The sequence below is a fragment of the Phyllobacterium sp. YR531 genome, from assembly GCF_000282595.1.
Classification (GTDB): domain Bacteria; phylum Pseudomonadota; class Alphaproteobacteria; order Rhizobiales; family Rhizobiaceae; genus Phyllobacterium.
The window spans coordinates 546,796-558,832 of record NZ_AKIZ01000022.1; the positions used below are offsets into that span (position 1 = coordinate 546,796).

At 52.8% G+C, this 12,037-nt stretch carries 11 protein-coding genes; 10 read left to right on the forward strand and 1 reads right to left on the reverse strand.

Annotated elements, in window-relative coordinates:
- The first annotated feature begins 11 nt into the window (after positions 1 to 11).
- The 8 genes from PMI41_RS16085 (at position 12) to PMI41_RS16120 (ending at position 8,864) form a co-directional block, all read left to right on the forward strand.
- The gene (locus tag PMI41_RS16085; protein ID WP_008126558.1) at positions 12 to 1,109 is read left to right on the forward strand and encodes an NAD(P)-dependent oxidoreductase; all 1,098 of its coding nucleotides are present in this window, start codon (positions 12 to 14) and stop codon (positions 1,107 to 1,109) included.
- Between the two features lies 1 nt (position 1,110).
- Positions 1,111 to 1,446: a hypothetical protein gene (locus PMI41_RS16090; protein ID WP_008126559.1), complete on the forward strand. Its 336-nt coding sequence runs from the start codon at positions 1,111 to 1,113 to the stop codon at positions 1,444 to 1,446.
- Between the two features lie 216 nt (positions 1,447 to 1,662).
- Positions 1,663 to 4,107, forward strand: a complete 2,445-nt coding sequence (locus PMI41_RS16095) for a TonB-dependent receptor (protein ID WP_008126560.1) — start codon at positions 1,663 to 1,665, stop codon at positions 4,105 to 4,107.
- A 65-nt stretch (positions 4,108 to 4,172) separates the two neighbouring features.
- Positions 4,173 to 5,090 carry an iron-siderophore ABC transporter substrate-binding protein gene (locus PMI41_RS16100; protein ID WP_040855422.1) on the forward strand — a complete coding sequence of 306 codons (918 nt, stop codon included), beginning with the start codon at positions 4,173 to 4,175 and terminating at the stop codon, positions 5,088 to 5,090.
- Positions 5,087 to 6,130: an iron ABC transporter permease gene (locus tag PMI41_RS16105; RefSeq protein WP_008126562.1), complete on the forward strand. Its 1,044-nt coding sequence runs from the start codon at positions 5,087 to 5,089 to the stop codon at positions 6,128 to 6,130. Before PMI41_RS16100 ends, PMI41_RS16105 begins: the two co-directional genes overlap by 4 nt.
- Complete coding sequence (locus tag PMI41_RS16110) at positions 6,127 to 7,104, forward strand: iron ABC transporter permease (protein ID WP_008126563.1); 978 nt, start codon at positions 6,127 to 6,129, stop codon at positions 7,102 to 7,104. The genes PMI41_RS16105 and PMI41_RS16110 overlap by 4 nt, the downstream gene beginning before the upstream one ends.
- Before the next feature lie 199 nt (positions 7,105 to 7,303).
- Positions 7,304 to 7,846 carry an RNA polymerase sigma factor gene (locus PMI41_RS16115; RefSeq protein WP_008126564.1) on the forward strand — a complete coding sequence of 181 codons (543 nt, stop codon included), beginning with the start codon at positions 7,304 to 7,306 and terminating at the stop codon, positions 7,844 to 7,846.
- 64 nt (positions 7,847 to 7,910) lie between these two features.
- Entirely contained in the window at positions 7,911 to 8,864 is a 954-nt protein-coding gene (locus PMI41_RS16120; RefSeq protein WP_008126565.1) for a FecR family protein, read from the forward strand.
- Positions 8,865 to 9,144: 280 nt separating this feature from the next.
- Here the strand turns inward: PMI41_RS16120 and PMI41_RS16125 are convergent, their stop codons facing one another.
- A complete protein-coding gene (locus PMI41_RS16125; protein WP_008126566.1) occupies positions 9,145 to 9,576 on the reverse strand; it encodes a helix-turn-helix domain-containing protein in 432 nt (143 codons plus the stop codon).
- Between the two features lie 72 nt (positions 9,577 to 9,648).
- On the opposite strand from PMI41_RS16125, the gene PMI41_RS16130 reads away from it, so the two are divergent.
- Positions 9,649 to 10,848 carry an MFS transporter gene (locus tag PMI41_RS16130; protein WP_008126567.1) on the forward strand — a complete coding sequence of 400 codons (1,200 nt, stop codon included), beginning with the start codon at positions 9,649 to 9,651 and terminating at the stop codon, positions 10,846 to 10,848.
- A gap of 366 nt (positions 10,849 to 11,214) precedes the next feature.
- Positions 11,215 to 12,037: branched-chain amino acid ABC transporter permease (locus tag PMI41_RS16135; RefSeq protein ID WP_008126568.1), on the forward strand; the 823-nt coding region annotated here is incomplete at its 3' end.

A 12,037-nucleotide genomic window follows, 5' to 3' on the forward strand; every position in this document is an offset into this window, starting at 1 on the left:
AGGAGACGCACATGATGCCTCGGGTATCCCATTTGGCAAAATTGCCGATATTCTGGAATCTGGAAGGACAACGTGTCATCGTTGCCGGAGGATCGGATGCGGCAGCCTGGAAAGCCGAATTGCTGGCGGCATGCGGCGCGGTTGTGCACATCCACGCCGATACCTTATCGGATAGCTTTACACACCTTGTCTGTAGTTCTCCAGGATCGAAGCGGCCAACCTATATTCATCATGCGCGAGCTTGCACGATTGCAGATTTAGCAGGGGCCTCGCTGGCGGTTGGTGACTTTGAAAATGAGAACGATGCCAGGCTTTTTCTCGACGCGGGCATTGCAGCGGGCGTTCCCGTGAACATTATCGACAAGCCGGCATTCTGCCAGTTTCAATTTGGGTCAATCGTCAATCGCTCGCCTGTAATCGTCTCGATATCGACGGACGGTGCATCGCCCATTCTTGCTCAGGCTATTAGGCGCAGAATTGAAGCGATACTGCCTGATTCCCTACAGCTTTGGGCGGCAATGGCCCAATCATTACGCGGGAAAATAAACGAGTGGCTGGAGACAGGGCAATCCCGCCGACGTTTCTGGGAAGGGTTTGTCGATCGCGTCTTTGCCGGAGCTCCAGATGAGCGTGCGCTGCCGGACCTACTTGCGGCTGCCGCAAAGGGGGGCGCCCCCGCCATGCGCTGTGGCAAGATTACCTTCGTTCTTGCCGGACCGGGCGATCCCGAACTGCTGACGTTAAAGGCCATTCGTGCGTTGCAGGCTGCTGACGTCGTTCTTTATGGAGCGCGAATACCTCATGGGATGCTGGAGTTGGCGCGACGTGAGGCACTCAGACTTACCGCTGACCAGTCTGCTGGAAAAATGGTTGACCGCATTGTTGGCTTTTTGGGAAAGGGCAAGAACATTGTCCGAATGGAACTGAGTGATCCTGCTGGCAATCGCCGCTTACGCGACGAAATTTACCAACTTGATCAAATTGGGGTAGAGGGGTCTGTAGTTCCAGGGCTGCCCGCGGGGCGCACAGAAATTCCCTTCCGCGCACGGAACACGCGCACTTCACTGAAAGCCGGAATTCAGCACATCGCAAACAGGCCGGGGGCATAAGATGGCTATGTATCAACTTGTGCCATTTTTGCTCAGTTTGGTTATTTGCCTTACTTTACCAAGTTTTCAAGCAATGTTCAGTACCTCCAGAACAGCGACATTTTCGACTGCAAGAACAACGGTGGCCGCCGCTTTGGGCATATCCAGTGCGGGGCTGGCCATAACCGGCCTTACCACCGCCAACGGTGGCATTGTCATATTGCTTGGAATTTTACTGGCAGCGGTCACCAAGCAATATGCTCAGCACTCGTCACTAAAAATTGCCGCGGCTTTTCTCATGTTCCTTTTGTATGTGCGATATGGTGCTTTATTTCCGGCTTCCATCCAACCTGGATGATCATCTCAATCTCTGAGCTCCATTCTACGTCGATTATGCGCTGATTTTCTGCAACCGAGTCGCGGTGGTGCCTCTCAATCTCCTCGATGCTGTAATTTTTTAACAACAAGAGTCCCAAACGGGTGCGCCGGGTCGTCTTCAGGACAAGCGGGAATAATTTCGCCGCTTGTTTGTCGTGATCGTGACGCCTTGAACGTCGCTGGAGTGGGGACTTCCATGTTTGCAAAATTATCGGGTGCGGGGACAATAAGGTACAACGCGAAAGAATTGCGTTCCATTCTATTAGGGGCGGTAGCCATCCTGCACATGGTGCCATCTGCAGTGGCGCAGGAAACAGGCCGGCCTGTAATAGCAGCGCAGTCAGTCTCCATACCTGCCGGGCCGCTGACTCCGGCACTTAATCGCCTCGCGTCTCTAACAGGATTGCAGATACTTTTTGATGCTTCGGTTGCAAATGGCAAATCCACACGCGGTGCCAATGGACATTTTACACCGGCACAGGCTCTTGACAAGATCCTTGCCGGAACAGACATCAGTGCTCGCTTTGCCGGTAGTAATCAGGTTCTGCTCAGTGTGAGTGCTGCCCCGGCTGGTCCGGTGAGCGTCAATGCCGGTGAAGATTCGATCCTGCTCGATCCGATTACAATTTATGGCGCGCGCAATGCCACTACGCTCAATGCGACGACCGCAAGTGTTGGTGTGGTGAGCGCCGAGGCGATTGAGGATAGCCAGATCAGATATACTCAGGATGTCTACCGGCGTCTTGCAAACGTGCAGGACAGCGCGACGGTCAATTCCGGATTTGTTATTCGCGGCATGAGTTCTGAAGGTTTTGTGCCGTCCGGTGGTCCGGCTGGCTCTCTCTATGTCGATGGTATTCTCCAGACCCGCTACAATGCGCGTTTCGGGGCGAGAAATCTCTGGGACGTTGAACAGGTTGAAGTCTATCGCGGGCCGCAATCGACCCTATCGGGTCGCTCCGCTCTGGCAGGGGCGATTTACATCAAAACAAAGGACCCAGTGTTCGAACGGGAGTTCGAGCTTTCGGGAACTGTTGGCAGCGATGATCTCGCGGGCGGTGCTTTTGTCGTCAACACGCCTCTCGTCACAGATCAGGTCGCGCTGCGCATTTCCGGCTCTTACGAGCGTTCCGACGCGGATGTTACCTATTCGAATTTCGATCATTATGCCGGGTATGACGACCTCATCACGGATATAAGCGGAAACATCCGCGCAAAACTGCTTATAACTCCAACAGAACTGCCGGACACCCGTGCACTTCTTACCTATTCCTATTCAAAGGATCGTCCCAATGACCGGCTTGTAGGTCTTTACAGTGGGCGCGGGGATTTCAACAACAATCCTGATACCTACACGGAATTCCGCTGGACCGAGGTTCACAATGCGGGCCTCGAAGTTACGCATGACTTTTCGGATGCTTTGCGCCTTACCTCGCAAACCGGCTTCCAATATGGTATTAACAACCGGAGTTCTGTCGATGCAGGTACACCCGGTTACGACACCGGAATCTGGGGTACGGATGATGACTGGATATTCACGCAGGAATTTCGCCTCAACTATGAAGCCGAACGTTGGAAATGGGTTGCCGGTATCTTCGGGAGTCGGCAAGTATACGATGGTGCTTCGCGTTTTGTAGCGGAGCCGTATCCTGACGCTATGCCCGGCGTGATTTACCAGCTCGACGATGACCAGAATCGTAAAACGTCGAACCTGGCAGTGTTCGGTGAAGCTACCTATGAGTTCGCTCCCACCTGGTTTGCAACTTTAGGTGGAAGGCTGGATTATCTGAAGGAGACTAATACTGAAAAGAACTCTTTTGTCGCGTTCCCCGGCCCGCCCGTCTTTACCGGTGAGCCAGCATCCTTCGACGAGTTGAATTTCATTCCGAAGGTTGGGTTGTCGAAGGAGTTTGGTGACAATCATACGGTCGGGCTAACCTATACACAGGGTTTCCGTTCAGGCGGTTCATATATTGACCGGCAGACACCGCCAAATTTCAAAGTTGTTACCTATGATCCCGAGTATTCACAGAGCTATGAGCTTTCCTATAAAGGCACTCTGCTGGATGACCGGTTAACGCTCAATGCCAACCTTTTCTATACAAAATATGATGACCAGCAGATTGAAATCCGCCCTCGTCCGGATTTGCCGGGCTATCGGGAAACGAGAAATGCGGCATCTTCGCGTAGTTGGGGTTTTGAAATTGAGCCGACTTATCAGGTGACCGATCAGTTTTCCGCATTCGCATCTATTGGATATCTGAACACCAAATTCCTCGAATTCAACCATACAGCACTTCCTGAAGACCAGTCCGGTAAGTCGTTTCCGGAAGCGCCGGAATGGTCATTCGGCTTTGGTGGTCGATATGAATTCCAGAACGGGGTCTATGTCGGTGCGGATGCAAAATATACCAGTGAGTCCAATTCACGCTTCGGCACCAAGGGAATGTACAAGATCGATTCCCGTTTCCTCGTGAATTCGCAGGTCGGCTTCAAGAAGGATAATTGGGAGCTTACGGCCTTCGTGGAGAACCTCACTGACGAAAAGTACTTCACTGTCGTCGATCCGGATGCTGCCTTGCCCTTCGGCCAGGCCGGCAAAAGGCGTGCTTTCGGCCTGAACATCAGGACGAAGTTCTGACATACGGGTTGCGGGGGTAATTCCCGCAGCGCCGTTTTATCAACCCTTCGAAATGGATTTTGGTTTTGCGGTTCTGTCTTCTCCTCGTTTTCCTTCTGCTCTCGCCCATATCCTCTGCTCAAACAGCATGCAGCGGGAAGCTCATATCCGAAGGTGTTTACAAGCCGGTCTGTGTGCCCATGCAGGCAAAGCGGATTGTGGTTCTCGACCCGCTCCTGACATTGGGTTTGCTCATCGAGATGAAAGTACCGGTGGCAGCCACCCCCTATATGGGCATTCATGATCAGGAAGTTCTGGCTGTGGTCAGACGCGAAAAGATGGAGGATCTGGGCAATCCGAAGGAACCTAGTCTTGAACGCCTCGCCGTATTGAAACCAGACCTTATTATCGGAAGCGCAGAAGCGCATGGACAGATTTATAAGAGCGCGTCGCAGATCGCTCCAACGGTGCTTATTTGGCATATGGACTGGAAGAAGCACTTGCAGCTATTGGCCGAGATAACCGGCCGGACCGGTGTGATGCAGAAGGCTCTCGATGAATACCATGCTCGTGTCAACTCAATCCGCGCGCGGATGAAGAACGTGATTGTTTCGACAGTCCGGCTAGCCCCGGACCGGTTCGTTGTCTTTCTGGATGGGCCGTCGGCCTATGCGCCATTTTCGGTGCTGCACGAAGCCGGTGTAAAACGCACAGCCTATGAAACCGTAACAGACGGCACGATCGTCAAGCGCCCGGATTGGGAAGAACTTGCCAATCTTGATGGTGACATTCTGCTTTATGTTTCGGCTAGCGGCTTTGAAAGCGGTCCGGATGATGCCCTTGAAAAAGAGGTCATCAGCAACCCGCTCTGGCAACTTCTGCCCGCGGTGCAAAATGGCCGCGCTTTCCGCGTGGACCGGGGACCTTGGCAGAGTTTTCACGGCATTGGTTCCGCTAACCGGATACTCGACGATATCGAGCGTTATATTCTGGCAGATCAATGATCCGCAGCAAGAGTGTGGTCGTTGCGCGGACCAGTGTATCACTGACCAGCAGAAAGAGGTTTTTCTACCTCTTTCTGCTTTTCTGTGTTGTCATTGCTATATCGGCTTGGGCCGTCACGCTCGGAACAAAGCATATATCGCTTGTAACCATATGGGATGCCATTTTCTGGTTTGACGGATCGCGCGAGCACCTGCTGGTTATGTCGATCCGTCTCCCGCGAGTGCTTGCAGGCCTGCTCGTTGGAAGTGCGCTCGCGGTTTCCGGCGCGATCATGCAGTCGGTGACCGGCAATCCGTTGGCGTCACCGGGACTTCTTGGTGTCAATGCTGGAGCTGCCCTCGCAGTGGTTGCCGGCATGAGCCTTTTCGGTACCAGCTTGGGCAGCACATCGGTCTGGCTTGCCTTTGGCGGTGCTGCCATCGCGTCTGCTATAGTGTTGCTACTCGGCCTGATTGGCAGACAGGGAGCAACACCGCTGAAGCTGGTATTGGTCGGAGCGGTCGTCAGCACCTTTCTCATGTCACTGACAACGGCAGTGCTTATTTTTGACGAAACAACACTTGATGCTGTCCGCCTGTGGACAATCGGCTCACTTTCGGGGCGAACCATGGAGCAGGTTCGCCTTGTAGCGCCGTATATTGTCCTAGGTCTGATTGCTTCACTTCCGCTTCGCCAGCATCTCATGAGTTTGAGCCTTGGTACTGAAGTTTCGCAATCGCTCGGGCAGAACCCTGTTTTCTGGCGCGGTATTTCCATGGGTATTGTCGTTTTTCTAGCTGGAGGAGCGGTATCGCTCGCAGGACCTGTCGGCTTCCTCGGGCTCGTTGTTCCTCACATTGTGCGAATGATCATTGGGGTCGATTATCGCTGGATCATACCGTTCAGTGCTTTGGGCGGCGCTTTACTCCTGGTTTTTGCCGATATGGCAGGGCGCGTTCTTTTCGCCTCCCAGAACTTTCCCGCAGGTGTCACAATGGCAATAATCGGCGCACCTTTCTTCCTTTGGCTTGCACGCTATCGATTGAGAGCAGGGGCATGATCCGGTTTGCCTGGCTCTGCATCCCGCTTTTTGCAGGTCTGTTTTTTGCGGGGCTGATATGGGGTGAACAGTCTGTCGATTGGTCAGAACTGGTCAACGTTGTGTCTGGTGATGCCTCTGCCGAGATCGAAATGATTGTTCTCGAGTTGCGTCTGCCCCGCGTTGTTCTGGCAATGCTGGCGGGTATGGCCCTTGCAACTGCCGGTGCCATGACACAATCGATCATGCGCAATCCTTTGGCTGAACCTGGCATTCTTGGGATCAATGCCGGTGCGGCACTAGCAGTAACCTTGGTCACGGTTGTCTTTCCCGGTTCCTTGGTTCTGTTGTCCTGGGCGGGATTTACCGGAGCTGCAATCATGGCAGCGGCCGTCTGCCTGCTTGCATGGAGGAACGGAACTTCGTCGCTGCGCATCATACTCATCGGAATTGGACTGAGCTCACTTGCGGGCGCAGGTACGAGTTTTCTAACGGCGTTCGGCAACGTCAACGATGTTCAACGCGCTATGATCTGGCTTTCCGGAAGCCTTTACGGTGCAGATTGGAGCAAAGTTAGAACTCTTGCACTATGGCTTGCCGTGCCGATGGGGCTTTCCGTGATTGCCAGCAGGCAACTCGACCTGATCCGTCTCGGGGACGAGGCAGCCCGTAGTCTCGGCCAGCGCGTAAATTTCACCCGCGGATTTTTGATCCTGCTCTGTACGCTCATTTCCGGTGCTACCGTTGCTGCTGTGGGGCTGGTGGGTTTTATAGGGCTTATAGCGCCCCATCTGGCGCGAAAACTGGTGGGGCCGCATCATAACCGATTGCTTCCGGTTTCCGCGCTGATCGGCGGGCCGTTGCTGATGGCAGCGGACGTGGTGGGGCGCACACTTATAGCGCCCGCACAGCTTCCTGCGGGGGTGGTGACTGCCCTGATTGGTGCGCCGTTTCTCGCATGGCTGTTATGGGGACGTCATAATTCCGCAGTGTGAATAACCAAGTCTTTATCGGCCACCATATTGCCGGTGGCGACGCGCAGTTCTGTTGTGCAATTTTCGAAAAAGATTTGAGACTTTCATTAAAATATGAGTAATATAGTATTGTTATCGGAGCGATGCTCGGGCCCATTCCATTCATGCGGATTTTTGAACTAGAGATGTCTATCCCGTTTGCTAAAAGGCTGCTGAAATAATGGGAATTCCGACATCTCATTTTGATCAAATCGAGGGTGCGGATCTCCTCAATCGGGCGATACAGGCGCATTATACCGATATGATCGCAGCCGTAGGGCGCGGTGGACATTCTGAAAGTGTTGCGCGCGAGGTCGTTCATGATCTTTATCTCAAGCTGGCAATGCAACCCGATGTGCTCAAGGGTACACGCTCGCTGAGAGGTTTTTTATGTCGGGCGGCAATCAATCTGGGAATTGACCGTTTTCGACGTCAGCAGTTCGAGATGCGACTTTTCTCCGGCACCGAAGAAGAAGCCAGTGCAGTTTGCGCAAGTAGCGATTGTCCAGATGTGGTGCTTGATATACGGGCACGCCTCACGGTTCTGAAAAGGGCAATTGCAGAACTGCCAAACCGCCGCCGCGCTGCGTTCATCCTGCATCGCCTCCACCATCTCTCCCCCGATGAAATCGCCATACGCCTTAACATCTCGCGCAATATGGTGGACCGGCATTTGAGACGGGCTCTTAGCCATTGTCTCGATAGTCTGCTGGAAATGGAGTAAAGAGTCCCGAGTCGCTCGCCTTATTCGTCTATTAGACAAGATGGCAAAGAACCCGGAGCAATCATTGGCACGCAAACAACTGACATCGGTCGAACGCAAGCGCAATCAGGAGGCTGCCGATTGGCTCTTGCGCAATCGGGAAACTGCGCAAACCGATACGGAAAAGGCTGCTTTTCGGCGTTGGCATGATGATCCGGAAAATGGCCGCATATACAAAGCGGCGGAAACACTGCTTGGTGATGCCAGCCTTGCGATCCAGTCTGACAGCGGATTGCGTGATCTCAAGATCAAACCGACAAACAAGGTAACAGCCGTCGTCTCCTCCGCTGTTGCAGTGATGGCGCTTGGATCGCTGTTCTTTATGTTTGATGGGCCCATGAGACTTCGAGCCGATCTAATATCTGCCGCTGGCGAGATGCCTCTGATGACATTGGAAGATGGATCGAAGATACAGCTTAATGCTTCGTCGGCTGTTGCATTTGATTATGATTTCAATCGCCGCATTGTTCGGCTTCTGCGTGGCCAGGCATTTTTTGAGGTCGCTGCTGATGCTCACCGTCCGTTTTCCGTCGAAACGAAGAATACACGTGTCACGGCACTTGGTACCGCTTTCGATGTTCGCGCCGGAGATACGGAAACCGATGTGACGGTTACCCAACACGCGGTGGTTGTGGAGCCGCGGAATGGTTCCCAGCAGCATGTGGAGGTAAACGAGGGTGAGCAGGTCTCGTGGAGCGCCGCGACAGGTATTGGACCGGCGCGAAAAATCGACAGTGATACCGCGCTGGCATGGAGGCGTGGTCAGCTCTCCGTAGACAATGCACCGCTATCCTACGTCGCCGAGGAAATAGGGCGGCATTTTTCTGGGCGAATTGTCATTGCCAGCAACGCTTTGGCAAACCGGCGCGTCAGCGGAACTCTTTCAGTCAATGACACAGATGCCGCGCTGAGTTTTCTGCGAACGGCATTAAATGTCCAGACTTACAAAATCGGTCCACTGATCATGATCCGGGATTGATTTCCTATGTGGGTGGCAGTTGTGAAAACTGCCGTACAATAAGCTCTTAATCAGAGTGCTTGTAAGGCCGCTATCCGCATTCCAAGAACCATCCTCTCACGTTAGATCAGGCCAACAAGCAACCCTTCGTTCGGCTAAAGGCGTTTTTTGCTAAGAGTGACAGCAACGTTGTGGTCATGAGTGTTTCAGATAAAGGCCCGCGCTACACAAGCAGGTCCAGATGAAGATAATATTGTTATGAAATTCGGCGCAAGGAAATCGCCAGTTCGGTTCTGGTACATTATCTGGTGTGCTTCTTTTTTTGTCTGCGCGCACGAGATTGATGTTTCGTGCCGATGCGCAACAGCTTCCTAAAGGTGGGGCATTCGTAATGTGAAGCCGCTGGACAGTCTGCAACATGACGCATCATATTGGCCAAAGCCTTTATCTCCAGTGCCTTTTGTTCCAAAGCCTCCGCGCGGGCACGTAATTCTTCGCGAGGAATTTCGAATTTGTCGTTCCGCCCAAAAATTTTCGCGACTTCGCTCAGCGGAAATCCTGCAGCGCGCGCCATGTTTATCAGCGAAAGCCGGTTGAGAACTTCCGGCTCATATTGGCGTCGCAAGCCGTGTCTTCCAATTGAAGCAATGAGCTGCTGTTCTTCATAATATCGTAGGGTTGAAGCAGGCAGCCCGCTTGCGGCAGCTACTTCAGATATATCCAGAAATTTCATGCTTGACCTCAAGTTGACTTGAAGTCGTATCGTGCTCGCTTGTGATTAAAAATGCAATGGAGACGATGCAAAATGCAAATAAGCAATGAGTTCGAGGGGTTGTCCGTCCGCCGCGATCCGCGCGCGGTAGCACTTATGATGGCCGCCTCACTTACGGTAATGACAGCGGCCACAATAAGTCCGGCTCTACCCGGCCTAGAAAGGCAGTTTGCGGACGATGTTTCTTCCGCATTTCTCATCAAGCTACTGGTTCCGGCTCCGTCCTTGGCAGTCGTGCTGGTTGCGCCCTGGTGCGGTGTAATTGCTGACCGATCAGGTCGTCGGCGAATGCTGTTAGCAGGGCTAATCTTATTTATCATCTCTGGAAGCGCCGGGCTTGTCTTGCCGACGTTACCCTTGATCATGTTCAGCAGGCTCTGTCTGGGTATTGCGCTAGCCATGATTATGACAGCGCAATCTGCGTTGCTTGGGGACTATTTTTCCGGCAAAGCCCTCCATGTTGTTTCGAGCAGTCAGGTCTCTGCCCGAAACCTGGGCGGGTTTGTTTTCATCATTATTGCCGGGCTGCTTGCATCAATCGGGCCGAGGCTTCCTTTCGCAGTGTATGCATTACCACTGCTTGCTCTTCCATATTTCTGGCGCGTGATTGTAGATCCGTCATTGCGCCCGGAAGCTGAACACGATCTCATTGCACCGCCTGTCAACGGCTCTCGACCCGTCGTATATTTGCTTGCATTTGGGCAAATGATTGTAACGATGCTGTTCTTCGTTATGCCGACGCAGCTTCCCTTTTTTCTTTCAGAAAAAGGGTATGCTTCTCCGGTTGTGACAGGTATTGCGCTGGGAACACTCATGCTGGCAGGGGCGGGGGCAGCGTTTTACTATCCAAGAATTCGCGATGCTGTCGGATATGCGGGCAATTGGGCATGCGGGTTCGGGTTGATGGCTAGCGGCTTTGCGTCCCTCGTCACAATTGACGCGGGAATTGCAGTCTTTTTCAGTTGTGCAATGATTGGTGCAGGTTATGCATTGGCCATTCCGGGGTTTGTCGCGCTTTCTCTTGACGGAACCCCTTCGAACAGACGGGGAAAGACGGCTGCACTTCTAACGGGCTCAGTCTTTCTCGGTCAATTTTTATCTCCGCTTATCGCCAGCCCTGCGATATCCGAGTGGGGTTGGCGTAACAGTGGTATCGGGCTCGCAACTACGCTCGGTGCTTTGGCGTTGGCATCCGCGTTGACCTTCTGGCAATCGCGGCATAGCAAGATTTAAAACTACCTGCCAACGCGCTGTCACATCCATTTCTTTGGGAGCCCTGCCAGTTGCAGGCTCCCTGATTCCGCTAATTTGCTGTAAAACCGATAACGTGAGAAGCAACATTTTTCTGATTATTGATTGGCGAATATTACGTAAAGTACCGATTAAAAGAAAGTTATGAGAAATTTCGCGGAAAAAATCGTGAAGAAGTAAGACCCTATAATAATATTGATAGATGCATCAATAAATCTCGCGTGACAGTTTTTTTACACTCCCATACATCAGCCTACGTCGCGCAAACACCCTTTGCGGTGCTAGCGGACGGGATGTGTGAGGCTTGAGGAGGCCCTTGCATCGCTCAAACTGCAAGGGAGGATTGTAGTGGTCGAGTACTTTATCCAGCAAACAATCAATGGGTTGACGCTTGGTTCTATTTACGGCCTGATCGCCATTGGTTACACGATGGTCTACGGGATCATCGGCATGATCAACTTCGCCCATGGTGATGTGTTCATGCTCGGCGCCTTCATGGCGATGATTGTTTTTCTTGCATTGACGACATTTATCGGCGGCGTTCCGGTGGTTCTGGCGCTGCTGTTGATGATGCTTGTCGCCATGCTTTTGACCGGGCTGTGGAGCTGGACAATCGAGCGGCTTGCTTACCGTCCACTGCGCGGTTCCTTCCGGTTGGCACCATTGATTACGGCGATCGGCATGTCGATTGCACTGTCAAACTTTGTGCAGGTCACACAAGGCCCTCGTAACAAACCAATTCGCGCAATGGTAGATGGAGGCATTACCGTCTATGGAACCAACATAACAATCGCCTACAAGCAGATGGTTATTGTTGTCGTCACGGCGATCCTGTTAGCAGCGTTCTGGTACCTTGTTAACAAGACCACGCTGGGGAGGGCGCAACGCTCTTGCGAGCAAGACAGAACAATGGCCTCACTCTTGGGGATCGACGTTGATAAAACAATCTCGATGACCTTTGTGATGGGTGCAATGCTGGCTGCTGTTGCTGGTACGCTGTATCTGATGTTCTACGGGGTGATTTCGTTCACAGATGGCTTCACGCCCGGGGTCAAGGCCTTCACCGCAGCAGTGCTTGGCGGTATCGGCTCCCTGCCGGGTGCCGTGATCGGCGGATTGCTGATCGGCCTGATTGAGGCGTTGTGGTCAGCTTACTTCTCCATTGATTACA

Excerpts from the sequence above, each read along its gene's own strand:
- PMI41_RS16085 (WP_008126558.1), top strand. The coding sequence starts at position 12 with ATGATGCCTCGGGTATCCCATTTGGCAAAATTGCCGATATTCTGGAAT.
- PMI41_RS16090 (WP_008126559.1), top strand. The coding sequence starts at position 1,111 with ATGGCTATGTATCAACTTGTGCCATTTTTGCTCAGTTTGGTTATTTGC.
- PMI41_RS16095 (WP_008126560.1), top strand. The coding sequence starts at position 1,663 with ATGTTTGCAAAATTATCGGGTGCGGGGACAATAAGGTACAACGCGAAA.
- PMI41_RS16105 (WP_008126562.1), top strand. The coding sequence starts at position 5,087 with ATGATCCGCAGCAAGAGTGTGGTCGTTGCGCGGACCAGTGTATCACTG.
- PMI41_RS16110 (WP_008126563.1), top strand. The coding sequence starts at position 6,127 with ATGATCCGGTTTGCCTGGCTCTGCATCCCGCTTTTTGCAGGTCTGTTT.
- PMI41_RS16115 (WP_008126564.1), top strand. The coding sequence starts at position 7,304 with ATGGGAATTCCGACATCTCATTTTGATCAAATCGAGGGTGCGGATCTC.
- PMI41_RS16125 (WP_008126566.1), bottom strand. The coding sequence starts at position 9,576 with ATGAAATTTCTGGATATATCTGAAGTAGCTGCCGCAAGCGGGCTGCCT.
- PMI41_RS16130 (WP_008126567.1), top strand. The coding sequence starts at position 9,649 with ATGCAAATAAGCAATGAGTTCGAGGGGTTGTCCGTCCGCCGCGATCCG.